The sequence below is a fragment of the Arthrobacter paludis genome (assembly GCF_056782315.1).
In genome coordinates this window covers 130565-156851 of sequence record NZ_JBXAEW010000009.1, presented here as the reverse complement: position 1 = coordinate 156851, position 26287 = coordinate 130565, and the positions used below count along the sequence as shown (strand labels likewise).

Below are 26287 nucleotides of genomic sequence, written 5' to 3'. Positions count from 1 at the left end.
CCGCGCGGTGGCGCCCTGGAGGGCTACCCCCAGTGCGGCGGCCGCTGCTCGCGCAGCCAGCGGTCGCGGTCGCCGCCTCCGCCGGACTCCCCGTCGCCCCAGGCCTGCGGGTCGTCCTCGCGGGCGCGGCGCGGAATCAGGCTCTCCGCGAGGCGGCGCAGTCCGCCGCGCTGCTGCCCCGGCTCGTCCCGCGCGGGGTCCGAAGCGCCCTCGTCGCCATCGGCGGTTCCGCCGTCAGCGGCGCCGCGATCGGCGGAGGCGTTGTCGGTGGAGCCGGCACCGCCGGACGCCCCATCGGTGGAGGCGGGAGCGGTGGAGTCGGGAGCGGGGTGGGCCCCGGCGTCGCCGGGTGCTTCCGGAGCGCCGGCATCGGCGGCCGCGGCCTGGCGGCCCTCCGGCTGCCCGCCGTCCTGTCCGTCGCCGTCCGACTGCGCCTCGTCCTGCTGCGCCTCGTGCCGCTGCTCGTCGTGCTGGTGCCCCATGGCTGCTGCCTCCTGGCCTTCGGTCCCTGCATCGGCACCGGACGGCGCCGCACCGTCCAGCGGGCCCGCGGCGCGTCGGCCGGAGGCGGCGCTCCCGGAGCGGTCGGCCCGCTCCGGCTCCTCCTCGGGCAGGCCGAGGTAGGCGGCCATCGAGCGGGCGATGGCGGCCGGGTCGCTGAACACCTCGATGGTCCACAGCGGAACGTACCGCCAGCCCAGTTCCTCGAGGAGCTGCGGGCGCAGGCGGCTGCGCTCGCGCACGGTCATGGCGCGGTAGGTCTCCGTGCCGTCGGAGACCACGGCCAGCGGCGGCTTGCCCGTTCCGTCGGCGTTCGGCGCCTGGACCGCGAGGTCGAGGACGCCGCGGTAGTGCTGTTCGACGCGCGCGCCGCGCGCGTCGAGCCGCTGCTTGAGGTCGGCGACGAGCGGATCGGCCAGCGGCGCGCCCTCCCCCTCGACGCCGGAGCGGCCCGCGAGGACCCGGCCGACGAGGTCCATGAGGTGCCGGGCCCCGCCGGCGAGGCGGTCGCGGTCCAGGTCGGCCGGGCGGACGGCCGTGACGATGTGGAGCAGGTCCCGGGAGCGGGTGACCGCGGTGGCGAACAGCTCGTCGCCCCGGGAGCCGGACAGGGCCCCGAAGTCGTGGACGGTCTTGCCGTGCGGCGTGCGGCCGTAGCCGAGCGCGAAGATCACGGCGTCCCGGACGAGTCCGTGCGCGCGCTCGACCGAGGAGACCTGGAACGGCTCGGTGCGCTTCTTGAAGAAGTCGGTCGCCCACGGGTAGTTCGGCAGCTGCAGCTGGATGGCCTCGGCGATCCGGTGGGCGTGCCGCTGGTTGCCAGCCACCACGGCCAGCGACCGGTTCGGGCGGCGCCGGATGTGCCCGAACACGAGGTCGACGACGCGGTTGACCTCCGCGACGGTCGTCTCGACGGCCTCGCCGCCCGCGCCGGGCATGCCGGTGCCGTCGTCGACGTAGTCCACGGACAGCGAAGGCGTCCCGCCGGACAGGGCCCGGGCGGCCGGCAGGCGGTGCAGGGAACCCTCGTAGTAGGCCTTGCCGAGGGCCTCGGTGAGGCCCTCGTCGACGCCGCGGTAGACGTGCGTGAGCCGGCGCACCGGCAGGACGGACGCCAGGGACGCGAACGTGCTCACGGGCTCCACTGGCGGGCGGGTCGAGGCGGTCGGGTCCACGGAGACCTGGAACGGGCGGGGCGCGCCGAGCATCGTGTCCCCGAACGCGACGACCTGCGTCGAGCGGGAGATCGAGCCGATGGCCGAGCGCAGGGAGAGCGCGTCCGCGTCCAGCAGCAGGACCGCGTCGAAGCCCATCTCCGGCGGGACGACCGCCGGGATCAGCAGCGGCGAGCCGATCCAGAGGGGCACGAGCGAGTTCACGAGCCCGGTCCCGAGGCCCGCCAGGCCCTCGACGGAGGGCTCCCCGTCCTTGAGCACGGCGCGCAGGTCGCGGGACGCGGCGCGGTGGTCGGCGAGGGCGCCGCGCCAGCGCTTGGCCAGCAGCCAGCGCAGGCGCGCGGCCCCGGACTCGATGTGCGCGTCGTCCGCGGTCCGGTACTCGGCCTCCAGGCGGCGCAGGTGGGCCCCGTCGGACATGGCCAGGAAGTCGTCGCCGCTGATCATGGCCTCGAGCGCCGACTGCCACCAGGCGAGTTCGAGCTCCGCGGCAACCGCCTCGGAAGACACCTCGCGGTCGCCCAGGTCCTCGAGCAGCTCGGCCAGCCCCAGCTCGCGCAGCTGTTCGAGCAGCAGCGTGCGCTCCGGCAGGATGCCCAGCGAGCCGGCGTCGTCCACGAGCGACTGGATGCGCGCGATCATCCGCCCCACGGGCTGGCGCGTCAGGGCGTCCTTCTTGTCGCCCGGCGCCAGCGCGTCCTCGAGGCGGGCCAGCCGGGCGGCCGCGTCGCGGTAGGCCCGGTCCAGGTCCAGCAGCCCGGTCGGCACGAGGGGGTGCCGCTGGCTCGTGGCGTAGCGGCCCCACATGCCGCGCTGGACCTGCACCTCCTGCAGGGACTCGTGGAGGTCGGCGATGTGGACGCCGGGGCGCACGTACTCCTTGGCGACGCGGCGCAGCCGCGAGCGGGCGATGGAGCTCATCTCGATGCCCCGCTCGCGCCGCCAGGCGCCGGAGGCGGTGGCGCTGATGAGGTCCTCGACGGAGCGGTCGAAGATGTCGGGCTCGAACTTGTCCAGGCTCCCGCGCACGGCGACGAGCAGCTCGAGCTGCTCGCCCCACTCGACGAAGGTCTCGCCGAGCTTGATCTCCGAGTGCTCCGCGGTCCTGAGCATGTCCTGGTGCAGGCCGGGAAGGTCCGCGGCGAGGGAACGGGCCAGCTCCAGCGCGTCCTGGGTCTCCTGGCGGTGGCGCAGGCGGGCCCCGTACCAGGGGCTGGACGTGGTGGCGCGCGTGAAGGCGCCGACTTCGGCGGCACGCTGCAGCTTCTCGGCGGCCTCCTCCCGCGTGGCCAGCCGGTCCAGGACGCTGCGCTTGAGGCGCACCGTGGTCGCCGGCGCCGGGTCCAGGGACGTCAGGCGGGCCAGCTCCTGCATGGCCTGGTACGGCGAGCAGCCCCAGCGGCTGCGGATGCTGTGCAGGGAGTTCGTGTGGTCCAGGAGCGCGTGCCGGTGGCGGACGAGGGACTGGTGCAGCTTCTCCAGCTGCGGCTCCTCGGCGCGCTCGTTGCGCAGGATGGCGCGGGTCAGCTGGGTGCGCAGCTCGTCCGGGCCGAGCTCCGGGACCAGGCGCAGCGCCAGGGACCCGAGGCCGAGCTCGTCGAGCCGGGAGACGAACCCGTCGGCGGCCTGGCGGCGCTCGGCGACGATGAGGACGCGCTTGCCCTGGCCGGCGAGGATCGCGGCGGCGTTGATGGCCGTCTGCGTCTGCCCCGTCCCCGGGGGGCTGGCCACGGCGACGGACTCCCCCGCCTCGACGAGGTCCAGGACCTCCTGCTGGCTGGCGTCGGCGTCCAGGACCAGCAGCTCGTCGGCGGGCTTGCGCTCGTCGCTGCTCAGGACGGCGACCTTCGGCTCCGGAACCTCGGGCTCCCCGCCGGCGTCCCGCTGGAGCAGGCGCGCGATGACGGGGTGTTCGGGGTCCAGCCGGGCCGGGTCCGCCGGGTCGGCCAGGTCCGCGAACGTGGAGACCAGCAGGCCGTGCTGGATGACGGTGCCGGTGATGCCGGAGACCTGTTCGCGGAGGGTGTCCATGGCCTGGCGCGGGTCGAACCGGGCGGTCATGTAGGCGGCGGCGCCCAGGGCCTCGGTGTCGATGTCGAAGCGGTGGACCTCGCGGAAGTAGCGCACCAGGGCCGGGTTGACCTCGGAACGGCCCATGAGCTGCAGCTCGTAGTCGTCCTGGCCCTCGCGCATGAGCAGGGCGATCCGGCCAAGCATCACGGGGGCGCTGAACTGCTCGCTCCGGCCGTCCTGGAGGGCCCGCCAGGACGCGGTCCCGGAGGCCAGGTAGCCGACGTCGATGCCGCGGTCCTCGGAGAGCTCCTGGATGCGAGCACGGAGGGCCCGCGCCGTGCGCCGGGCGGTCGCGTAGTGGTCGGCGTCGCGCAGCAGCATGGACAGGCGGGTGCGCCGCCCGGCGAGGAACTGGGCGAGCCCGGAGGGATGCGCGTGGGTGATGTCGATGCTGTTGCTTGAGGAGCCGGCGAAGCGCAGCAGCGTGTCCGTGCCGGCCCCGGGGCCGAGCTTCTCCAGCCAGTCGGCCAGGGCCGTCTCGCTCTCGTGGGTCCCTCTCACGGAACACCGCCTTCCTCGCACTCGCAGGCCCCCGGCGGTCGCCGGCCGGGCACCGGTATCTAACGTACTGGACGCGGCCCGGCGACCGGGCCACAAACACGGGCGGGGAGGCCCGCCGCAGCGCTCCTCCCCGCCCTGGGGCCGCGGGTGCGGCCTACTCCCACTCGATGGTTCCCGGGGGCTTGCTGGTCACGTCGACGACCACGCGGTTCACCCCGTCGACCTCGTTGGTGATGCGGTTGGAGATGCGCGCGACCAGGTCGTACGGCAGGCGCGACCAGTCGGCCGTCATGGCGTCCTCGCTGGAGACCGGGCGCAGCACGATCGGGTGGCCGTACGTGCGGCCGTCGCCCTGGACGCCCACGGAGCGCACGTCGGCGAGCAGCACGACCGGCATCTGCCACACCTCGGTGTCGAGGCCGGCGGCGGTCAGCTCGGCGCGGGCGATCGCGTCGGCGCGGCGCAGCAGCCCCAGGCGGTCCTCCGTGACCTCGCCGATGATCCGGATGCCCAGGCCGGGGCCGGGGAACGGCTGGCGCTGGACGATCTCGGCGGGCAGGCCCAGCTGGGCGCCGACGGCGCGGACCTCGTCCTTGAACAGGGTCCGCAGCGGCTCGACGAGGTCGAACTGCAGGTCCTCGGGCAGGCCGCCGACGTTGTGGTGGCTCTTGATGTTGGCCGCGCCCTCGCCGCCGCCGGACTCGACGACGTCCGGGTACAGGGTGCCCTGGACGAGGAAGCGGACGGGCTCGCCCTCGTCCGCGGCCTCCGCCATGATCTCGGCCTCGGCGGCCTCGAACGCGCGGATGAACTCGCGGCCGATGACCTTGCGCTTCTCCTCCGGGTCGGTCACCCCGGCCAGGGCGGAGAGGAAGCGCTCCTGCTCGTCGGCGACGTGCAGCTTCGCGCCGGTGGCGGCGACGAAGTCGCGCTCGACCTGCTCGGCCTCGCCCTCGCGCAGCAGCCCGTGGTTGACGAAGACGCAGGTGAGCTGGTCGCCGATGGCGCGCTGCACCAGGGCGGCGGCGACGGCGGAGTCCACGCCGCCGGAGAGGCCGCAGATGGCCCGGCCCGTTCCGACCTGGGCGCGGATCCGCTCGACCTGCTCCTCGACGATGTTGCCGGTGGTCCAGTCCGGCTCCAGGCCGGCGCCGTTGAAGAGGAAGTTCTCCAGCACGCGCTGCCCGTAGACGGAGTGCTTGACCTCGGGGTGCCACTGGACGCCGAAGAGGCGCTTGTCCTCGTTGGCGAACGCGGCGACGGGCGCCCCGGCGGTGCTGGCCAGGACGTCGAAGCCGGCGGGGGCCTCGGAGACGGAGTCGCCGTGGCTCATCCAGACGTTCTGGCTCTCGGGCAGGCCCGCCAGGATGGAGCGGCCGGGTCCGGCGGCGGTCGCGTCGGTGGCGCCGTACTCGCGCAGGCCGGTCTTCGCGACCGTGCCGCCGAGCGCGTTGGCCATGGCCTGGAAGCCGTAGCAGATGCCCAGGACCGGCACCCCGGCCTCGAACAGGTCGGCGCCGACGCTGGGGGCGCCGTCGGCGTACACGCTGGAGGGGCCGCCGGAGAGGATGATGGCCGCGGGGTCCTTGGCCAGGATCTGCTCGGTCGAGTACGTGTGGGGCACGATTTCCGAGTACACGTTCGCCTCGCGGACGCGGCGGGCGATCAGTTGGGCGTACTGGGCCCCGTAGTCGACGACCAGGACCGGACGGTGGTCTGGGGTGTCGGATGCTTTGGTCACCGGACCAGCTTACGCGACCGGCGGGGTCAGTACCGCTGGACGGCCTCCGGGTGGGCGGCCAACTCCCGCTCCACCTCGCGGTGGACCTTGGCCTCCATGATGAATGAGAGCAACGGCACAACGCCGCCGAGGGCGATCGTGATGAAGCGGGCGAACGGCCAGCGCATCAGGGACCAGAGCCGGAAGTCGGCGATGAGGTACGCGACGTACATCCAGCCGTGCACGATCAGGATGATCGTGGACAGGTTCACGCCGCCCTCGAAGGAGTCCTCGGGCAGGAAGCCGAACCCGTTCGCGGCGCCCTCCGCCGTCGTGCCGCCCACGACGATTTCCGCGCCGAAGCCGTACTTGGCGACCATCTCGACGACGACGAGCAGCAGCATCACGCCGGTCGCGTACGCCAGGACCCTGTACATGGAGGCGGCGGAGGAGATCTGGGCGCGCGTGCCGGCGAACCGGCGCTTGCGGGGGGCGGGGCTGGGCTGCTGGGTCACTGCTGGTCCTTGCTGCGGGTCGTTCCGGCCCCGGTGGGGGCCGGCGGGGTGCGGTTCGGGTCGGGGTCGGGGGCGCCCGCGGATCCGGGGGCGTCGTAGAGGCGGGCGCGCTCGGCCGCCTCCGCGGCGTCCTGCTCGTCCTCGCGCTGGCGGCGGTAGTCGTCGACGACGAGGCGCCACCACAGGAACACGGCGAAGCCGGCGAAGACCACCCACTCGATGCCGTAGAAGACGTTGAGCCAGTTGACCTGGCGCTCCTGCGGCTGGGGCCCGACGTCGACCTGCACCAGGCCGGACGGCGCGGCGCCCACGTCGCGCCCGCCGGGCGTGTGGGCGTCGAAGGCGACGACGAAGCCGCTGTAGGAGTGCACGTCCCAGACGTTGATCAGCTGCGCCACGGACAGCGAGGCGAGGGCCCCGTCGGGCGTCGCGCCGTCGATGGGCGCCTCGGTCGGCAGCAGCCGTCCGGTCAGCTCCACCTCGCCCTCGGGCGCGGCGGGCGGCGTGGTCGGTTCGGGCTGCCAGCCGCGCACGACCGGGACCGCCGCGCCGTCGGGGGCGCCCTCGACGGCGAACGGGGCGACGACCCAGTATCCGGTCCGGCCGTCCTCGACGCGCTCGCGGACGAGGACCTGGCGGCCGGGCAGGAAGCGGCCGGTGGCGGTGACGACCTGGTCGGCCTCGGCGGCCATCATCGGCTGGCCGGGCTCGAAGTGCTGCGTCAGCGGGACCGGGGTCTCCGTGGCCGCGGGCGGCGGCGGGGCCTCCTGCCGGGACCGGTCGAACTGCCACTGGCTCAGGAGGACGAAGCCCGTGGCCACCAGCAGCGCCCCGACGAGGGCGAGGATCCACTGGGGCTTCAGGGCGGTCTTGAGCACCCATTAAGACTACGTCGACGGCCTGTAGAACACCGAATGGAACCATCCGCGGCCCCCGGTCGTTCGGGCGCCCTACACGTTGGTGAAGTCGACCGTGGAGTTGATGAGCCCGGCGATGGCGTCGGCGTCGTCGGCCCGGCGCAGCGACTCGCGGAAGGCCGGCTTCGCCAGCGAGCGGGCCAGGGCCGCGAGCACGCCGAGGTGCACCGAGTAGCTGGTCGCCGGCGTGGCGAGCAGCAGCACGAGCGACGCGGGCCCGTCCGCGGCCCCGTAGTCCACGGCGCGGCCGAACGCGGGGACGCCGACGGCGACGGTCGGCTCGGCGACGTGCCGGGTGCGGGCGTGCGGCATGCCGATCCCGCCGGGCAGGGCGGTCGCGAGCTGGTGCTCCCGGGCCCCGACCTCGCGCAGGAACGCCTCGACGTCGTCCAGGCGGCCGGCCGCGGCCATCCGCCCGGCCAGGACGCGGGCGGCGGCCTCCCGGTCGGGCACGTCCATGCGCAGCTCGACGAGGCCCGGGGCCGTCAGCTCCCCGAGGCCGTCGATCCCGAACGGGGACTCCGCGCCCGCGATGGGCCTAGGCCTTCGTGTACGGCGCGACGACGACGTCGACCCGCTGGAACTCCTTGAGATCGGAGTACCCGGTCGTGGCCATCGTCTTGCGCAGCATCCCGATGAGGTTGGACGTGCCGTCGGTGTGGCTGGACGGGCCGTAGAGGACCTCCTCCAGCGGACCGACCGTCCCCACGTAGGCCCGGTCCCCGCGCGGGGTGGTCTCGTGGTGGGCCTCCTGCCCCCAGTGCCAGCCGCGGCCGGGCGCCTCGTGGGCGCGGGCCAGCGCGGTGCCGAGCATGACGGCGTCGGCGCCCATGGCCATCGCCTTCACGACGTCGCCGCTGGTGCCGAGCCCGCCGTCGGCGATGACGTGCACGTACCGGCCGCCGGACTCGTCCAGGTAGTCGCGGCGGGCCGCGGCGACGTCGGAGATCGCCGTCGCCAGCGGGATGTGGATGCCGGACGCCCGGCGGGTGGTGCTGCTCGCGCCGCCGCCGAACCCGACGAGCACGCCGGCCGCGCCCGTGCGCATGAGGTGCAGGGCGGGCGTGTAGCCGGCCGCGCCGCCGACGATCACCGGCACGTCCAGCTCGTAGATGAACTGCTTGAGGTTCAGCGGCTCCTGGTTCTTCGAGACGTGCTCGGCGGAGACGGTGGTGCCGCGGATGACGAAGATGTCCACGCCCGCCTCCACGACGGTGCGGTAGTACTCCTGCGTGCGCTGCGGGGCCAGGGAGCCCGCCACGGTGACCCCGGCCTCGCGGACCTCGGCCAGCCGGGCGGTGATCAGCTCCGCCTTGATCGGCTCGGAGTAGATCTCCTGCAGCCGCCGGGTCACGGACGGGTCGTTGCGCGGGCCGCCGTTGGCGGTCTGGAGGCCGGCGATCTCGTCGAGCAGCTTCTCCGGCTCCTCGTAGCGGGTCCAGAGGCCCTCGAGGTTCAGCACGCCCAGCCCGCCGAGCTTGCCGAGGGCGATGGCCGTGGCCGGGCTCATCACGGAGTCCATGGGGGCGCCGACGATCGGGGTGTCGAAGCGGTAGGCGTCGATCTGCCAGGTGACCGAGACGTCCCGCGGGTCGCGGGTGCGGCGGTTGGGGACGACCGCGACGTCGTCCAGCGAATAGCCCCGGATCCCGCGCTTGGACCCGCCAATCTCAATCTCGTTAGTCACCGGGCCACCCTATCAAGCGGGCCGCCGGGACCCGGGAGGCGGCTCCTCAGCGCAGGCTCAAGGGAATGCAAGCATTCCCGCGCCGCGGCGCGCGCCTCCACCACCCGCCAGTAAAGTTGCTGTGGGCCGTCCGACGGGCGGGCCCGCTGGGGGTTGGACCGGGCGCGGTGCGCCGGGTGCCGAGCCGCGCGCGCCCCCGATCGCACTCGCACCCGGAGGTTCCATGAAGTACGCCCTGTCCGCAGGCGCCCTGGCCGCCGCGATCGTCGCCGGTCCCGCCGCCTTCGCCCCCGTCGTGGGCGCCGACTTCGCCCCGTCCGCCGTCGCGGCCCCCGCCGTGGCGGCCCCCGCGGTCACGCAGACCCGCTCGCTGGCCAACCCGCTGCGCGCCGGCACGTACCGCCTGACCTCGAACCAGGGCCCCCGCTGCATCCCGACGATCGGCGGATCGACCTACCACAACGGCGTCGACCTCGCTGCGACCGAGGGCTCGCCCATCTACGCGGCCGCCGACGGCGTGGTGCGCCGGACCAACCACGGCACCGACAATTCCTCGGGCTTCATCGTCATCGAATCCAACATCGGCGGCCGCACGTACATGCTGGCCTACATCCACATGTGGAACGCCACCACGCACGTGACGGTCGGCCAGACCGTCCGCGCCGGCCAGCAGATCTCCCGCGTCGGCAACTCCGGCCCGTCCACCGGCGCGCACCTGCACTTCGAGGTCTGGGACGGCGCGTGGATGAACTCGAACTCCCTGGACCCGGTGCCGTTCTTCAAGAGCCGCGGCGTCGACATCGCCGGCGGCGCGACCTGGGTGACCCCGTACACGACGCCGTCGACCTGCACCTACTACGCCGCGAAGACCACGGGCCTGTACTCGAGCGCGTCCTACTCCTCGACGCGGCTGAAGACCGTGTACCAGAACGCGCACATGACCGGCGTGCCGGGGCGCTTCGCGAACAAGATGGTCGAGGTGACGGTCGGCGGCACCAGGGGCTGGATCGACTGGTACGCCGTCGCCCCCCGCCAGGTGACCGCGACGACCACCATCCACTCCCGCAAGATCGAGCCCGCCGACTACCGCACCACCGCGAACCTGAACCTGCGCAGCGTGGCCCCCGGCGGCAGCGTCCTCGTCACCCTGCCCGAGGGCACGGTCGTGTCCGCGACCGGCCGCACCGGCCACGACGGCAACTGGTTCGAGGTCCGCGCCGGGTCGCGCACCGGCTGGGTCCACAGCGACTACCTCTCCCTCGTCGTCCCGCCGCCGGCCGCCGGCACCGCGTTCAGCACGCGGGCCAACGTCTACCTGCGGGACGCCGCGGAGGGCCGCGGCATCATGGTCATGCCCGCCGGGGCCGACGTCGTCGCCACCGGCGACGCCAACGACGACGCCAGCTGGATCGAGGTGACCGTGGGCGGCAAGACCGGCTGGGCCCCCGCCTACTACCTCAAGAAGGCCTCCCGGACCGCGGGCTTCGACGCCGGCTGGAACCTCACGACGACGGGCACCGTGTACCTGCGCTCGGCGGCCTCCTCCTCCAGCGGCGCCGCCGGCTACCTGCGCCGTGGCACCACCGTGGACGCGACGGGCCTGACGGCCCACTCCGGCGCGTGGGTGCAGGTCACCACCCGCGGCGGCACCACCGGGTGGACGACGGCGCAGTACGTCACCCGCACGACGGCGGCGACCCCCACGATCGCGGGCGCCCCGGACGCCGGGACCGCCATGACGACGACCGGCAACGTCTACCTGCGCGACGCCGCCGTCACCGGCGGCACCGTCGCGTACATGGGCAAGGGCACCAACGTCGAGGCCACCGGCCTGGCCGCCTACTCCGGCGACTGGGTGCAGGTGAAGCTGGACGGCAAGGTCGGCTGGACGGCCTCCTCGTACCTCAAGGAGGGCACGACGCCCGCCCCGGCGGCGACCCCGGCGTCGTCCACCTGGTACGCGACCACCGGCAACGTCTACCTGCGCGACAGGGCCGTGACAGGCAAGGCCGTCGCCTACCTGCGCTCCGGCGCCAAGGTCGCCGCGACCGGCCGCACCGCGCTGGGCGGCACGTGGGCCGAGGTCCGCTACGGCCAGAAGCTCGGCTGGACCTCCGCCTACTACCTCAAGGCCACGACGGCGCCGGCCTCGGCGATCCCGACCACCTCGGCCGCCCCGGTCCCCGCGGGCACGAAGGCCGGCCTGCGGTACACGACGACGAACAACGTCTACCTGCGCAGCGCCGCGAAGACCGGCAGCGTCGTGAAGTACCTGCGCCGCGGGACCGCCGTGGTGACCACGGGCCGCTACGCCGACTCCGGCCAGTGGCTGCAGGTGACGACCGGCGGCCGCACCGGCTGGACCGCGGCTCGGTACCTGAAGGCGTCGGCGACCTCCAACGGATCGGTCGAGATCGCCCCGGCGCAGCCCACCGCGGACGCCACCGCCCCGGCGCAGCCGACGGCGGACGCCAGCACCAGCGCGCCGGCCGCATCGTCGACGCCGGTCGAGGCCCCCGCCCCCGCGACGAGCTCGGCCCCGGCCGAGACGACCGCTCCGGCCGAGAGCTCCGCCCCGGCGACGTCCTCGGCCCCGGCGACGGTCTCCGAGTCGGCCACCGCGACCTCCGCGACGGCGTCCGCCTCCGAGTCCGCCGCGGCCACCACCTCCGCGGCGCCGTCCTCGGCGGACGCGTCGCCGGAGGCCCCGGCCGTCGGCGACACCCTGGAGCTCGAGCCGGGCACGGCGCTCTTCGCCGAGGCGCGCGACGGCGACCAGGAGCCGGTCCTCGTGCTGACGGAGGCCACCGAGGCCGTCGTCGCCGAGCCCGAGGACGGCGTCGTCGTCCCCGAGGGCTGGGTCCGCGTCACCATCGGCGAGACCACGGCGTACGTCGAGCTGGAGACCGCCGACCGCCAGTAGCCGCCCGGCTCCGCGCCGGAACGCCGGGACGCCCCCGGACCAGCCGCCCCTCGGGGTGGCCGGTCCGGGGGCGTTCCCGTTCCCGGGGCGCCCCGCCGCCGCGGCGGATCGGAGCGAACATGCGGTAACGGGCCCGGATCGTAGCGAAGATGCCGGAACCGCCGAAGATCGGAGCAAACCTGCGCCCATACGGCGGTTTTGCGTGCACCTTTGCTACGAAATTCTGGCGGCCCCAGGGCGGCACGGGGCGGCGAAGGCCCCCGCTACTTCAGGGCGTCGAGCGACTCCTGCAGGGCCACGGCGGCCCGCTCCTCGGCGTCGGCCAGCCCGGACACCAGGCCGGCCAGCTCGCGGAAGTGCTCCTGCGCCTCCGCGGGGTCCACGGACGGGTCCACGGCGCCGGCCAGGGCGTCCCACCGCGGCGCGAGGTCCCGGTACTGCCCGGCGGCGGCGTCGATCCCGGCCAGCCCGGGCAACTCCGCGGCCTCCGCGAGGAACGCCGCGTAGGCCCCGCGCATCCCGCCCGGGCCGCCGAAGCGGTCCTGACGCAGGAACCCGGCCAGCATGCCGAGCCCGCCGGCGAGCCGCTCCGGGTCGGCGAACAGCGCGGCCCACCCCTTCGTGCCGGGGTCGGCCAACCGCTCGGACCAGGTGCGGAGCCCGGCGACCCCGAAGTTCTTCGCGAAGTGCGCCGGGATCCTCTCGAGCGGCAGGGTTCCGAGCATCCGTCCGGCGGTCTCGCGGGCGGCGGCCACGGCGTTCGCGGCGAGTTCCTCCGCGGTCGGTCCCGTGCTGGAGGGCACCCACGCCTGCCAGTGCTTCTCGCGCTTGCGGGCGGCCCGCGCGGCGGCGAGCTGGCCGACGCGCATGAGGTGCAGCTGCGCGGCGCCGTCGTCGACGATGAGCTTGCCGGACTCGTCCTCGCCGAGCACGGCCACGTCGAGGGCCTCCTCGGCCTCGGGCCCGGACGCCTTCACCCACGGCAGGTTCGCCAGCCCGGCCCGGACCACGACGGCCCGGCCAGCGTCGAGCCCCTCGTCGAGGTGCCGGGCGGCGCGGTCGGCGCTGCCGGTGGTCTGCACGCGCACGCCGGCGCCACAGCGGGCCAGCAGGTTGTCGGTGAACGGCTCGGGGTGCGCTCGGGTCACGACCGTCGCCGTCGTCGTCTCGGCGTACTGGAACGTGAAGACCATGAACCCGATGCCGCCGGCCAGGCCGGCCAGCAGCTCCTGCGACATCGGCTCCCCGGAGACCGGGTGCACGACGCCGGCCTGCGTGAGCACGCGGTGCCACAGGTCCGCGTCGTGCTGCACCGTGTGGCCCGTGGCGGGGTACTCGGGCAGGTCTTCCGGCTCGGCCGGGACCGCGGACGACGGCGGAGCCCCGCCCCCGTCCGGCCCCGGTTCGTGCGGGTCCACGGGCCCTGGATCCGGGACGGGACGGCCGGGCGCGCGGCCCGTCCGGCCGGAGCCCGCCCGGCCGCCGGCGCCGCCGCTCCCCTTCCCGGAGGGAGCCCGGCCGGCGGGCGCCGCAGTCGTCCCCTCCCCCGCCCCGGCGAGGATGGCCTTGCGGGCCTGCGTGTACGTCTCGCCGGTGCGGGCCATCCGCTCGCGGGCGAGCTTCTGGACCTGTTTGGGCTGGGGCACTGCGTCTCCTTCGGGTGCGCGGCAGCCCCCGGCCGCGGCGCGGACGGGGGCTGCGCGGGGCGGGCTACCGGGAGCGGTAGTTCGGCGCCTCGACGGTCATCATGATGTCGTGCGGGTGGGACTCCTTGAGCCCGGCCGCGGTGATGCGCACGAACTTGCCCTTGGCCTTGAGCTCGGCGACGTCGCGCCCGCCCACGTAGAACATGGTCTGGCGCAGGCCGCCGACCAGCTGGTGCGCGACGGCCGAGAGCGGGCCGCGGTAGGGCACCTGGCCCTCGATGCCCTCGGGGATCAGCTTCTCGTCGGTGGGCACGTCCGCCTGGAAGTAGCGGTCCTTCGAGTAGGAGGTGTTCTTGCCGCGGGTCTGCATGGCGCCCAGCGAGCCCATGCCGCGGTAGGCCTTGAACTGCTTGCCGTTCATGAACACCAGGTCGCCCGGGGACTCGGCGGTGCCGGCCAGCAGGGACCCGAGCATCACGGAGTCGGCGCCGGCGACCAGGGCCTTGCCGATGTCGCCGGAGTGCTGCAGGCCGCCGTCGGCGATCAGCGGGACGCCGGCGGGGATCGCGGCCTTCGCGGACTCGTAGATCGCGGTGACCTGCGGGACGCCGACGCCGGCGACGATGCGGGTGGTGCAGATGGAGCCCGGGCCGACGCCGACCTTGATCGCATCCGCGCCGGCGTCGATGAGCGCCTGCGCGCCCTCGCGCGTCGCGGCCTGGCCGCCGATCACGTCGACGTCCTTCGCGGCCGGGTCCTTCTTCAGGCGCGCGATCATGTCCAGCACGCCCTGGGAGTGGCCGTTCGCCGTGTCGACGACGAGGACGTCGACGCCGGCGTCGACCAGCGCCATCGCGCGGTCGTACCCCTCGCCGAAGAACCCGACGGCGGCGCCGACGCGCAGGCGGCCCTCCCCGTCCTTGGAGGCCTCCGGGTACTGCTCCGCCTTGTCGAAGTCCTTGACGGTGATCAGGCCGCGCAGGACGCCGTCGTCGTCCACGAGCGGCAGCTTCTCGATGCGGTGCTGGCCCAGCAGCTCGACGACCTGGTCGCGGGAGACGCCCACCTTCGCCGTGACCAGCGGCATCGGGGTCATCTTCTCGTAGACCTTGGTGGTCAGGAACTCCTCGAGGGGCACGAACCGGATGTCGCGGTTGGTGATGATGCCCAGCAGCTTCTTGTCGGCGTCGACCACGGGCAGGCCGGAGACCCGGTAGTGGGCGCAGAGGCTGTCCAGCTCCTGCAGGGTGGCGTCCGGGGCGATCGTGACCGGGTCGGTGATCATGCCGGACTCGCTGCGCTTGACCTGGTCCACCTGGCGGGCCTGGTCGTCGATGGAGAGGTTGCGGTGGATGATGCCGATGCCGCCCTGGCGGGCCAGCGCGATGGCCATGGGCGCCTCCGTGACCGTGTCCATCGCGGCGGAGAGCAGCGGGATGTTGATCCGGATCCGCTTGGTCAGCCGCGTGGAGGTGTCCGCGTCGGAAGGGATCACGTCGGTCGGGCCGGGCAGCAGCAGGACGTCGTCGTAGGTGAGGCCTTCAAGGGCGAACGGGTTGAACTCAGTCACGGGGGACCTTTCGCGCTGCGGGAGGGGGTTGGATCTATCGTAGGACCTCCCGCAAGTCCGTCCCATGCCCCTGTGCGGCAGGCCACTTCCGGACTTCGTCACAGCGGCCCGGCGGCTACCAGTCCAGCGCCTTCTTGAGCCGCTCCTCGAACACCGCGGACGTCGTCTGGGCGTACATGCGGGTGATGTGGGAGCCGTCGAAGTAGATGAGGATGTTCCCGATCGCGGGCCGGCAGCGCCCGCCGGTGCACAGCTGGTCGGTCATGTCCAGGGTGGACAGGTGGGGCCGGCTCTGCGGGTCGAGCTCACCCAGCGGGGACACGGCCGCCATCAGGTCACCCGTCGGCCGCGAGCAGCGGTCCGAGTCCGCGCCCCACCGCGAGACGCACTCCGGGACCTGGAACGTGAACCGGGGCGTGTCGCGCATGGCGACCACCTGGATGCCCGCGTCCAGGAACGGGCGGATCCCCTGCTCGAACGCGGGGACCACCTGCTCCTCGTCGGCCGGGACGCCGGCCGGGGGCTGGCCGTGGAACGCGGTCAGCGTGCCGAGGGCGACCACGGCGTCGGGCTGGTGCTCGAGCACGTAGTCGGTGGCGGCGGCGTTGAACTCGTTGCAGTCGGCGGTCCGGGTCTCCGACGGCCCGCCGAAGCGGCAGGACGGCTTCGTCACCAGGACCCAGTGCCACCCGTTGCGCTCGGCCGCCGCCGCGAGGGCGCCGGTCCAGTGCTGGGCGTGCGAGTCCCCGACGACCAGGACGGTCTTCTTGGCCCCGGGGTCGCCGGCCTCCTGGCAGTGCTCGATCACCGGGTTCTCGGCGGCCCACTCGCCGGCGCAGTCGCCCCCGAAATTGGACCACTGGTCGTCGACCTGGCTCGGCAGCGGCAGCACGGCCGCGTCCGGGGCGCCCGTGTACTCGAAGCCGGGCTCGAGCGCGCGGGCGCCGGGGTTGTCGGCGCTCGTCTGGGCCTGGGCGCGGGTCTCGTAGGCGGCGACGCCGGCCTGCCAGCCGGACAGGGGCATGGCGACGACGGCGACCAGCACTGCGACGACGACGGAGAGGCGGCGGCGCCCGCCGGCCGGCCAGTGCCACGTCCGCAGCGGCGTCTCGACCGCGCGCTGCGTCGCCCAGGCCAGGACCAGGGACAGCCCAACGACGGCCAGGCCGCCGAGCAGCCCGGGCTCGGCGGTGTCGTTGGCGGTCAGCCACACGACGAGCAGCGGCCAGTGCCACAGGTACAGCGCGTAGGACATGTCGCCGAGCCGGGTCACCGGCTTGGCGGCAAGCAGCCGGTCCACGCCGAAGCGGCCGCCGGTCCTGCCGGCGACGATGATCGCGCCGGCGGCCAGGGTCGGCCACAGCGCGATCCAGCCCGGAAACGCGCGCTCGACCTGCAGCAGGACCCCGCACAGGAGCATCGCGGCCAGCCCGGCCCAGCCGAGGACCAGGCGGGCGGCGCGCGGGATCCGGGCCGCGGCGGGGGCGGCGATCGCCAGCAGCGAGCCGAGCGCGAACTCCCAGAGCCGCGCGCCGGTGTCGAAGTACGCCCAGGCCTGGTTCGTCGCCGTCTCGTGGACCGAGTAGGCCAGAGACGCGGCGAACACCATTCCGAAGGCGGCGGCGAGGACGGGCCGGAACCGCAGGGACGGGCGGCGCCGGCGCAGGGCCCGCCAGGCCAGGGCCGCGGCGGCGATGACCAGCGGCCACAGCAGGAACACCTGGCCCTGCATGGACAGCGACCAGAAGTGCTGGAGCGGGCTGGCCGTGGAGTGGTCGGCCGCGTAGTAGTCGACGGCCTCGCCGGCCAGCGTCCAGTTCTGGAAGTAGAAGAGGCTGGACCAGGTCTGGTCCATGACGGTCGCCCAGCGGGTGGGCGGCAGCAGCAGGTAGGTCAGGGCGAGCACGCCCAGCAGCGCGGTCACGGCGGCCGGCAGCAGCCCCTTGGCCCGGTTGAGCCAGTAGTGCCCGATCCGCAGCGGCCGCCCCGACTCCACCTTGTACAGGAAGGAGACAGTGAGCAGGAACGCGGAGACCATCAGGAACACGTCCACGCCGCCGGAGACCCGGCCCAGCCACACGTGGTAGACGACAACCATGAGGACGGCGAACGCGCGCAGCCCCTGGACCTCGGGGCGGTACGCGGGTTTTGCGGGGGCGGCGGAATCCGCGGAGCGCGCGGGGCCGGCGGATTGCCCGGGGTCGGCGACGGGGCCTCCGGCGGCGGGCCCGTGGCGCCCGTCGTGTGCGGTGTCGGCGCGGCCGAATCGCATGCTGGCCTTCCTGTCGCTGGTCCTTTCCTGTCCCCCGGCGGCGGGATCGGCCCACCCAAGCCCTCCATCCTACCAGCGGCCCCGCCCCGTCCCCTGGGCCGCACTCCCCCACCCCGCCCGCAGGGCCGCACTTCCCCACCCCGCCTGCGCCCGGGGCGTTAAACGCCGGCGGCGCCGGACCCCGCGAAGGGGCCCGGCGCCGCCGGTCGGTGCAGCCCGGGGGCTGCGGTCGGTCGGTCCGCAGCCTAGTGGCTGTGGCCGGCCTCCTCGTCCTCGGCCGGCTTCTCGGCGACCAGGGTCTCGGTGGTCAGCACCAGGGACGCGATCGAGGCCGCGTTGCGCAGCGCCGAGCGCGTGACCTTGACCGGGTCGATGATGCCGGCGGCCAGCAGGTCCTCGTACACGCCGGTCTTGGCGTTGAACCCGTGGTTGGCCGGGGACTCGGCCACGCGGGCCGCGACGACGTAGCCGTCCCAGCCGGCGTTCTGCGCGATCCAGCGCAGCGGCTGCACCAGGGCGCGGCGGACGATGCCGACGGCGGCCGCGGCGTCGCCCTCGAGCTTCGCCACCTCCGCGTCGGTGTCCAGCGCGGCGAGCGCGTCGACCAGGGCGGCGCCGCCGCCGGCGACGATGCCCTCCTCCATCGCGGCGCGCGTCGCGGAGACGGCGTCCTCGATGCGGTGCTTGCGCTCCTTGAGCTCCACCTCGGTCGCGGCGCCGACGCGGATGACGCCCACGCCGCCGGCCAGCTTCGCCAGGCGCTCCTGCAGCTTCTCGCGGTCCCAGTCGGAGTCGGTGCGCTCCACCTCGGCCTTGAGCTGCGAGATCCGGTCGTCGACGTCGGACTGGGCGCCCGCGCCGTCGACGATCGTGGTGTTGTCCTTCGTGACCGTGATGCGGCGGGCGGAGCCCAGCACCTCGGTGCCGACCTGGTCCAGCTTCAGGCCCAGGTCCTGGGACACGACGGTCGCGCCGGTGAGGATCGCCAGGTCCTGCAGCATCGCCTTGCGGCGGTCGCCGAAGCCCGGGGCCTTGACGGCCACGACGTTCAGCGTGCCGCGCAGCTTGTTGACGACCAGCGTGGACAGGGCCTCGCCGTCGACGTCCTCGGCGATGATGAACAGCGGCTTGCCGGCCTGCAGCGCCTTCTCCAGCAGCGGCAGGAAGTCCTGCACGGAGGAGATCTTGCCCTGGTTGATCAGGATCTGCGCGTCCTCGAGGACGGCCTCCTGGCGCTCCGCGTCGGTGACGAAGTGCGGGGACAGGTAGCCCTTGTCGAACTGCATGCCCTCGGTCACGACCATCTCGGTGGAGGTCGTGTTCGACTCCTCGATGGTGATGACGCCGTCCTGGCCCACCTTGGAGAACGCCTCGGCCAGGAGCTGCCCGACCTCCTCGTTCTGCGCGGAGATGGTGGCCACGTTGGCGACGTCCTCGCCCTCGACCGGGCGAGCGTTCTCCAGCAGGCGGGCCGCGATGGCCTCGGTGGCGATCTCGATGCCGCGCTTGATCTCGCCCGGGGCGGCGCCGGCAGCCACGTTGCGCAGGCCCTCCTTGACCAGGGCCTGGGCCAGCACGGTGGCGGTGGTGGTGCCGTCGCCGGCGACGTCGTTGGTCTTGGTGGCGACCTCCTTGGCGAGCTGGGCGCCCAGGTTCTCGTACGGGTCGTCGAGCTCGACCTCGCGGGCGATCGTCACGCCGTCGTTGGTGATCGTGGGGGCGCCCCACTTCTTGTCCAGGACCACGTTGCGGCCGCGGGGGCCGAGGGTGACCTTGACGGTGTCGGCGAGCTTGTTGATGCCCGCCTCGAGCGCCTTGCGGGCGTCGTCGTTGAAAATCAGCTGCTTAGCCATGATGCTCCTTGCCACAAGTGGCGGAGCCCCGGCTCAGGCGGCCGGGGCTCCACGCACGGGAAACTACTTGACGACGACGGCCAGCACGTCGCGGGCGGACAGCACCAGGTACTCGTCGCTGCCGACCTTGACCTCGGTGCCACCGTACTTGGAGTAGATGACCACGTCGCCCTCGTTCACGTCGACCGGAACGCGGTTGCCGTTGTCGTCGACGCGGCCCGGGCCCACCGCCACGACCTTGCCCTCCTGGGGCTTCTCCTTGGCGGTGTCGGGGATGACCAGGCCGGAGGCCGTGGTCTGCTCGGCCTCGAGCTGCTGGACAACGATGCGATCCTCGAGGGGCTTGATGGAGACCGACATGCGGTGCTCTCCTTTGCGTCAGTACCTATGGTTTCGGGGCCGTCGGGTGCCGTGCCAACCGTCGTCGCGGGTGCCGGCTGGCAAGTGCCTCGGGCTTTAGCACCCGGCGGGGCCGAGTGCCAAGACAGACTTTATGAGGTGGTTGGCACTCGGTCAAGCAGAGTGCCAAAGCGTGGCGGCACGAAGGGACGACGGCGGCGCCCCGGCCGCGGCCGGCCCCCGGCGGAGGGCCCTACCCCGCGGCCGGGCGCCCGAGGGTCGCGGCGCCGATCTCCTGCACGAGCACGTCCCAGACCTGCGCGGAGGCCACGGGCTCGAGGGTGGCGCCGCCGTCGTCCTCCGCGCCCACCGCGTAGTGGCCCGCCGCGCCCGCGTTGAGCCAGCTGCGCCGGAAGGGCGTGCCGTCGATCGACAGGCTCCACCCGAACCACGGCTGCGCGAACAGCCGGCGCACCGCGGGGCCGGAGTCCCCGGGCGCCTCCCGGTCGCCGTCGAGGCCGGCGGCGAGCCGGCCCGGCCCCAGCCGCGCGGACCCGGCGACCGACCACGCCGGCCCGAGCCCCGCCCACGAGGCGACGAGCGCCGGGACGCCGGGCAGCGGGGCGAGGTCGAGGCGGAGCATCCCGGGCGGGACGGGGCCGTGCGGGGCGTTGCCGTGGACGAGCTCGGGCGCCGAGGGCCCCGCGAGCACGACCGCCCGCCCGTCGCCCGCGTGCACGGACAGGGTCGAGTCGCGGCCGGCGTGCCGCGCGCCGACGCGGAGCGTGAAGTCGGGCGAGCGCCAGGCCTTGAGCATGACCTCCAGCGCCGGGGCGAAGCGGCCGTCGTCGAAGAGCAGGCCGGCGGCGGTGAGCTCGGCGACCGCGGTCCCGTGGCCGGTCAGGTCGAAGCGGCCGAGCCGGGAGCGGTGCGCCTGGTCGCGCAGGAAGTCGGCCGTGGCGGGCGAGACGAACGGGCCCTCGCCGCGGTGGGGCTGGGCGGCCGGCAGGCGGGAGAGGTCCTCGACGGGGTGCCCGGCGAGCTCCGTGAGCCAGGGGTCGTGGCGGGGCTCGCGGGCGCCGGAGGGCACGGGCGCCTCGGCGGGGGACGACGGCGGCGCCCACTGCACCCCGCCCGCCATGGCGGAGAAGGCCTCGAGCAGGTCGTAGGACATCTCGACCGGGGCCGTGCCCGTGATCTCGAGGGCGCGCCCGTCGCGGACGGCCAGGTAGCGGTCGACGACGAGGCTGAACCCCCCGCCGGCGTACGCGAGCCGCTGGCGGCGGGCCTCGACGCCGTCGAGGACGGTCTCGTCGTGCGCGATCAGGTGGCAGTCCGACAGCGTTTCGCGGGAGGAGGCGAGGGCGAACGTGGCGACGGCGGGCAGGGACCCGGCGTGGGCGGACTCGCGGACCACGAGGTTGGGGCGGAACTGGCCGTGCGGCATCTGGGGGTGCGCAACGGCCAGCAGGGCGCCCGCGGCGGGGACGCGCTCCCAGTCGCCGGGCACGGGCAGGCGGACCGGGCCGGCCTCCGCCGTCGTCCACCCCTCGGGCAGGCACGGGCCGCGGCCGCCGGGAAGCGGCGCGCCGGGCAGGCGCGGGCTCACGGCCGCTCCCCCGGGCGGCGCGCCCCGCCGGCGGCGTCGCCGTCCGGGCCGGGCCGGCCGCCGGGCTGGTTCTCCGGCCAGAGGTGGCGCGGGACGCCGAGGCGCCCATGCAGGTGCCCGCCCGGCTTCATGGCCTGGCTCAGCGGGTCCTCGCCGCGGCGGATCTCCCCGCGCGTGTCCTTGACCCACTGGGGCAGCAGGAACGAGGGCAGCCAGAACATGCCAATGAGGCCCACGACCAGGCACGGGAACGCGACCAGCGCGGCGAGCCCCGCCAGGGCGCCCGCCTCCTCCCCCGCCGCGGCGCGCCCCACCATGGCCAGGCCGAGGGTGGTGAACGCGAGGCCCAGGTACAGCCCGGCGAGCCCCGGCCAGCCCGGGAAGAACCGCTGCAGGGCGAGCCACGAGACGTACCGGCCCCGGTAGGCCTGGATGCCGGACACGACCAGCGCCAGGCCGATCGCGAGGGCGATGAGGGCCGCGAGCAGAGGGGACACGGGCGTCCTTTCGTTGGGGTGCGCGAATCGCGTGGAGTCTAGCCGAACAGGGCGTCCCAGCCGTCGGAGACGGCCCCGCCCAGGTCCTCCAGGGCCTCGCCGGCCTCCCCGGCCAGGTCCGCGGCCCCGTCGGCGAGCCACAGGGCGCCGTCGGCGATCGCGTCCTTCCCGCCCGTGGCGTCCAGGACCCAGGACACGCCGATGCCGATGCCGAAGCCGACGACGGTGCCGACCGGCCCGCCGATCGCCGTGCCGATGGCCGCGCCGGTCAGGCCGGCCGCGATGTCGAGGCCGACCTTCGTCGTGCCCTTGACGCCCGACTCGTACACGGCCCGGTTGTGGATCCGGTCCTCGGTCCAGTCCGGGTGCTCCTTGACGAGGTCGGCGTAGGCCTTGTCGTACTCCGCCTTGTACGTCAGGCCGGCCGTGACGAGCGTCAGCACGGGGCCGGCGCCCTTGGCGAAGCGCGTCCAGCCCTTGGAGTCGAGGATGTCGTCCCATGTGTTCTTCAGGTGCTGGTCCGCGCGCCACCAGGCCGGCCTGTTCTGGCTCGGCGGGATCCAGCGGTCCGGGTTGGCGTCCACCCAGGCCCGGTACTTCGCGGAGTTGCGGTAGAAGTACTCGTTGACCTCGGGCCTGGTGTTCAGCCACTGGCGCTCCAGCCAGCTCTGCGTGTGCGTGGCCGTGAGCCGCGTGACCCGCACCTCCTCCTGGACCAGGGCCACCATGGAGATGAACCGGCCCTCCGGCGTCGTGATGACCCGGCTCGGCACCCAGATCGTGGTGCGCTTCCACTCCGCGAACGCCATGGTGGTCGTGGTGGTCCGGGTGACGGTGACGTCCTCGAACTGGCTCAGCGACAGCCCGGCAGCGAGGACCCCGGAGGCGATGCCGGACTCCTTGGAGGTGATCGCCTGGACGAAGTCCGGGTCGGTGACGTCGACGTTGTTGATCGCCTTCGCGCAGCGGTCTGCCGCCGCGATGAGGTCCTCCTCGATCGCGTCGATCCTGCCCTGGATCTCGGCCTGGGAGCCGTAGCCGAACTCCGGGTTCCTGCGCGTCTCGTCGCCGGAGGAGGCGTTGGCGTGGAACGTGGAGATCCGCGCCTGGATCGCCGTGCGGCGGGTCTCGAGCGCCTCGACGTCGTCGGCGAACGCGTCCAGGTGCCCCTTGACGTTCGACGCCGCGACCTCGATCGCGGTCCCGTGCGCCAGGGGCAGGCCCATGGCCCCCATGATCTGCTCGCGGCCCGCGCCCTCCCGGTAGTGCGTCGCCACGGACGCCCACTCGTTGACGGCCTCGCCCACGGCCTCGTGGTACTTCTTGCCCCTGGATTCCAGGTCCTCGCCGGAGGTGCGCAGTTCGGTGGGGCTCGGCCAGCCGGAGAGCGCCTCGGTGTTGAAAGCCATCAGCGGACCGCCTTCGCGTCGTCGATCTCGAGCTCGGGGACGGCGACGGCGGCGGCCTGCGCGTCGCCCATCATCTCGGCGTCCCCGTTGAGGTAGGCCGTGGCGACGTCGCCCAGGGTCGTGCAGGCGTTGCCGATCCGGGTCTCCGCGGCCTCCGCCTGAAGGGCGAGCAGCCCGTTCCAGAACCCGGTGAGCGCGGTGGCCACCTGCGGCATCTTCGACGCGGCAACGCACGCGTCGAGGGAGTCGGAAAGGCTGTTGCGCCGGCCGGGAAGGTCGTCGGCCTGGCCCTCGACCTTCGTCTTGACGCCGCGCAGGCCCTCCGGCGACAGGTCGTAGTCCGCCAGCCCCATGCTTGTCCTTCCCTCCCCCGCCGTCGCCGGCGCTCTCCGTACGTACCAAGGCTAGTGTCACCGCCGGCCGGGCACGATGGGGAGAACTTCCCATGCCCGGCAGGCCGTACGCTGGGGACCATGCCCTCCCCCGCGCCCGCGACCGAAGACCTGTCCGCCGTCCTGACCCCGGAGGGCTTCACGCTCCTGAACTCCCTGGGCCCGGACGCCGCCGCGACCGAGGACGCCGCGCTCGCGCTGAACCTGCGGCTGCGCAAGGAGGGGCACCCGGCCGACCTGGCCACCGCCGTCGTCCACCAGGCGCGCCTGCGCGCCCTGGCCGCCGCGAAGCTGGGCCCGTTCGCCGCGCACATGGTCCTCACGCGGGCCGGGCTGGAGCAGGCCTCCCGGGTGTCCGTCGCGGCCCTGCACGCGCGGCGCTTCCGCGCGGCCGGGCTGGGCCGGGTCGCGGACCTCGGCTGCGGCCTCGGCTCCGACGCCATGGCCATGGCCGCCCTCGAGCTGGACGTCACCGCCGTCGAGCTCGACGAGACGACGGCGGCCGCGGCGACCGTGAACCTCATGCCGTGGCCGAACGCGCGCGTCGTGCACGGGGACGCCACCACGTTCGACACCACCGGCTTCGACGCGGTCTGGCTCGACCCGGCCCGGCGCACCACCACGACCTCGGGCACGTCGCGGATCTTCGACCCCGAGGCGTTCAGCCCGCCCCTGTCCTTCGTCGAGGCGCTCGCCGACTCCGGCATGCCCGTGGGCGTGAAGCTCGGCCCCGGCATCCCGCACGAGTCGGTGCCCGCCGGGTGCGAGGCCCAATGGGTCTCCGTCGACGGCGACGTCACCGAGGCGGCGCTGTGGTTCGGGCCGCTCGCGCGGCCGGACGTCCGCCGGGCCGCGCTGGTGGTGCGCGGGGGCGCCTCCGCGGAGCTGGCCAGCGCGGAGGAGTACGACGCCGGGGCCGCCGCGCGCGGGGACGTCCCGGTCGGCGGAATCGAGGGGTACCTGTACGAGCCCGATGGCGCGGTCATCCGCGCCGGCCTGGTCGCCGACGCCCTGGAGCGGGTCGGCGGTCACCTGATCGACCCGCACATCGCGTACTTCTGCGCCCCGGAGGCCGTCGAGACGCCGTTCGCCCGGGCGTTCCGGATCCTGCGCGTGCACCCCTACAACGTGAAGGCGCTCAAGGCCTGGGTGAAGGCAAACGGCATCGGCGTGCTGGACATCAAGAAGCGCGGGATGGACGTCGCCCCGGACGAGCTGCGCCGCATCCTGCTCGCCGGGACCGGGAAGAAGGCCCGGGGCAAGGCCACCCTGGTGCTGACCCGCGTCGGCGAGACCCGGGTCGCGGTCGAGGTCGAGCCGGTCCACTGAGCCCGGCGGCCCCTTCCACGCGGGATATCAATTCGGTCTACTGAGCCCACCAGCCCCTGCCACGCGGGGCATCTTGCCGGTCCACTCCCGCGCAGCGGCAAGGCCGCTCCAGCAGATCATGTCTGCCCCACGGCCCCCTCCCGCCCTTCCTCGACCACCCGACGCCCGGCCGAAGTCCCGATCGTTCGCACTTGTTGGCGATACGAAGGAATCGGTCTCAGTTGTCGGCGGCTTTCGGGAATCGTTCGAAGGTCATCCCTCCAGAAGGCCCAGATGCACTGGATATCTAAGAAGGATTCTGGAATCAGGACGCTACCTACGAACGATCCGTCCGCAGGGCCCGCCGGGCTGCCGGGCCGCGAGGTTGCGGCGAAGAAGGTGGCGAGGACTCGAGCTCCGCCCATCAGGCGGCGAGGCCCTCGGCCCGGCGGCGATTGAGCGCGTGTTCCAGCCGATCGAGGAATGCCTCCAGGCCCGTCGCGGCGAAGATCGTCCGATCGGCCCTGACCGTGATCCAGCCGATCCCCTCGAACGAGAAGTCACGGCGGATGTCCCGCCCCAATTGGTCCTCGGTGCCGTGGTGCCGCCCCTCGTACTGGATGGCGATCCGCAGGCCGCGGTATTGCAAATCGGGCACGACCGTCCTCCCGTCCGCCAAGGCCACCGGAACGTTGACCTCGGGCTCGGGGAACCCTGCGGCCACGATGAACTGGCGAAGCATCGACTCGGGCCACGAGTCCACCCGGGCCCGGACAAGACCCAGCGCCTCGCGCAGCACGCCGATACGGGCGATGCCCGCGCGGTGCTCGACCACATCGCGCATCTCACCGAGGCTCGCCAGCGGATTTCGGCCGACGACGGAGTCCGGTCTCGGTGGACCATCCGGACGCTGGAGCAGGGCATCCCCCGCGGCGACAAGCTCCTCGAGCGAGAGGCCCGATGCGGCCAGGTCCGTCCAGGTCCACGCCGGCGACAGCAGCCGGATGCCTCCTGCCTCGCGCCTGTCGCCCGGGCGGAAGGGCGCTCGGTGCCCGACGACCCGCCGTCGCACCGGAGTGGTGCCACGGTCCTTCTGCCGCGTGAGGTGGACCGGGAACCCGGGGTGGATCCTCGCCGGCAGCCAGATGCCCCACGCGTGGGCCGCGCTCGTGTGGCTGACGCAGGTGTCCGGGTCGAGTGCGCCGAAGGCCCGGTAGACGTCGAGGGGATCGACGGCCGCGTCCGACACCATCCGCACCCCGCGACTGGGCACCATGAGGTCAGAGTCCCCGCAGAGAGCCGGGTCCATCCCCAGGCGGAGCGCATCCGAGGCCGCGAACGCCGTCGGGCCAACGCGCCGCCGCCGCGGCCTTCCGGGGC

18 protein-coding genes are annotated in these 26287 nt (G+C 73.9%); 2 read left to right on the top strand and 16 right to left on the bottom strand.

What is annotated here, in order from left to right; translation table 11 throughout:
- Positions 1–23: 23 nt before the first annotated feature.
- The 6 genes from AC1Q5D_RS09540 to AC1Q5D_RS09515 form a co-directional block, all read right to left on the bottom strand.
- Positions 24–4250: a DNA helicase gene (locus AC1Q5D_RS09540; protein WP_481738358.1), complete on the bottom strand. Its 4227-nt coding sequence runs from the start codon at positions 4248–4250 to the stop codon at positions 24–26.
- A 154-nt stretch (positions 4251–4404) separates the two neighbouring features.
- A complete protein-coding gene (gene guaA, locus AC1Q5D_RS09535; RefSeq protein ID WP_481738357.1) occupies positions 4405–5991 on the bottom strand; it encodes a glutamine-hydrolyzing GMP synthase in 1587 nt (528 codons plus the stop codon).
- A 26-nt stretch (positions 5992–6017) separates the two neighbouring features.
- The gene (locus AC1Q5D_RS09530) at positions 6018–6485 is read right to left on the bottom strand and encodes a DUF3817 domain-containing protein (RefSeq protein WP_481738356.1); all 468 of its coding nucleotides are present in this window, start codon (positions 6483–6485) and stop codon (positions 6018–6020) included.
- A complete protein-coding gene (locus AC1Q5D_RS09525; RefSeq protein WP_481738355.1) occupies positions 6482–7363 on the bottom strand; it encodes an SURF1 family protein in 882 nt (293 codons plus the stop codon). Before AC1Q5D_RS09525 ends, AC1Q5D_RS09530 begins: the two co-directional genes overlap by 4 nt.
- A 72-nt stretch (positions 7364–7435) precedes the next feature.
- Entirely contained in the window at positions 7436–7936 is a 501-nt protein-coding gene (locus AC1Q5D_RS09520) for a PTS sugar transporter subunit IIA (RefSeq protein ID WP_481738379.1), read from the bottom strand.
- Positions 7937–7940: 4 nt separating this feature from the next.
- On the bottom strand, positions 7941–9089 hold the full coding sequence (locus tag AC1Q5D_RS09515; RefSeq protein WP_481738354.1) for a GuaB3 family IMP dehydrogenase-related protein: 1149 nt from the start codon (positions 9087–9089) through the stop codon (positions 7941–7943).
- 223 nt (positions 9090–9312) lie between these two features.
- On the opposite strand from AC1Q5D_RS09515, the gene AC1Q5D_RS09510 reads away from it, so the two are divergent.
- Positions 9313–12012 carry an SH3 domain-containing protein gene (locus AC1Q5D_RS09510; protein ID WP_481738353.1) on the top strand — a complete coding sequence of 900 codons (2700 nt, stop codon included), beginning with the start codon at positions 9313–9315 and terminating at the stop codon, positions 12010–12012.
- Positions 12013–12275: 263 nt separating this feature from the next.
- Here the strand turns inward: AC1Q5D_RS09510 and AC1Q5D_RS09505 are convergent, their stop codons facing one another.
- The 9 genes from AC1Q5D_RS09505 to AC1Q5D_RS09465 all read right to left on the bottom strand — a co-directional run bounded on the left by AC1Q5D_RS09505 (position 12276) and on the right by AC1Q5D_RS09465 (position 23560).
- On the bottom strand, positions 12276–13658 hold the full coding sequence (locus AC1Q5D_RS09505; protein WP_481738352.1) for a BtrH N-terminal domain-containing protein: 1383 nt from the start codon (positions 13656–13658) through the stop codon (positions 12276–12278).
- 64 nt (positions 13659–13722) lie between these two features.
- The gene (gene guaB / locus AC1Q5D_RS09500) at positions 13723–15228 is read right to left on the bottom strand and encodes an IMP dehydrogenase (protein ID WP_481738351.1); all 1506 of its coding nucleotides are present in this window, start codon (positions 15226–15228) and stop codon (positions 13723–13725) included.
- 115 nt (positions 15229–15343) lie between these two features.
- Positions 15344–17500 carry an acyltransferase family protein gene (locus AC1Q5D_RS09495; protein ID WP_481738350.1) on the bottom strand — a complete coding sequence of 719 codons (2157 nt, stop codon included), beginning with the start codon at positions 17498–17500 and terminating at the stop codon, positions 15344–15346.
- Positions 17501–17745: 245 nt separating this feature from the next.
- Positions 17746–19353 carry a chaperonin GroEL gene (groL, locus tag AC1Q5D_RS09490; protein ID WP_481738349.1) on the bottom strand — a complete coding sequence of 536 codons (1608 nt, stop codon included), beginning with the start codon at positions 19351–19353 and terminating at the stop codon, positions 17746–17748.
- Positions 19354–19416: 63 nt separating this feature from the next.
- Positions 19417–19713 carry a co-chaperone GroES gene (gene groES, locus AC1Q5D_RS09485; RefSeq protein ID WP_481738348.1) on the bottom strand — a complete coding sequence of 99 codons (297 nt, stop codon included), beginning with the start codon at positions 19711–19713 and terminating at the stop codon, positions 19417–19419.
- A gap of 232 nt (positions 19714–19945) precedes the next feature.
- Entirely contained in the window at positions 19946–21301 is a 1356-nt protein-coding gene (locus AC1Q5D_RS09480) for a hypothetical protein (protein WP_481738347.1), read from the bottom strand.
- Positions 21298–21798, bottom strand: coding sequence for a hypothetical protein (locus AC1Q5D_RS09475; RefSeq protein WP_481738346.1), 501 nt, complete (start codon positions 21796–21798; stop codon positions 21298–21300). The genes AC1Q5D_RS09480 and AC1Q5D_RS09475 overlap by 4 nt, the downstream gene beginning before the upstream one ends.
- Positions 21799–21836: 38 nt before the next feature.
- Positions 21837–23207 (bottom strand): hypothetical protein, encoded by a 1371-nt coding sequence (locus tag AC1Q5D_RS09470; protein WP_481738345.1) that lies wholly within the window; start codon positions 23205–23207, stop codon positions 21837–21839.
- Complete coding sequence (locus AC1Q5D_RS09465) at positions 23207–23560, bottom strand: DUF6507 family protein (protein WP_481738344.1); 354 nt, start codon at positions 23558–23560, stop codon at positions 23207–23209. The genes AC1Q5D_RS09470 and AC1Q5D_RS09465 overlap by 1 nt, the downstream gene beginning before the upstream one ends.
- 120 nt (positions 23561–23680) lie before the next feature.
- On the opposite strand from AC1Q5D_RS09465, the gene AC1Q5D_RS09460 reads away from it, so the two are divergent.
- Positions 23681–24928 (top strand): class I SAM-dependent methyltransferase, encoded by a 1248-nt coding sequence (locus AC1Q5D_RS09460; protein WP_481738343.1) that lies wholly within the window; start codon positions 23681–23683, stop codon positions 24926–24928.
- A gap of 403 nt (positions 24929–25331) precedes the next feature.
- On the opposite strand, the gene AC1Q5D_RS09455 is transcribed toward AC1Q5D_RS09460, so the two are convergent.
- The gene (locus tag AC1Q5D_RS09455; RefSeq protein ID WP_481738342.1) at positions 25332–26183 is read right to left on the bottom strand and encodes an endonuclease domain-containing protein; all 852 of its coding nucleotides are present in this window, start codon (positions 26181–26183) and stop codon (positions 25332–25334) included.
- Positions 26184–26287 lie beyond the last annotated feature (104 nt).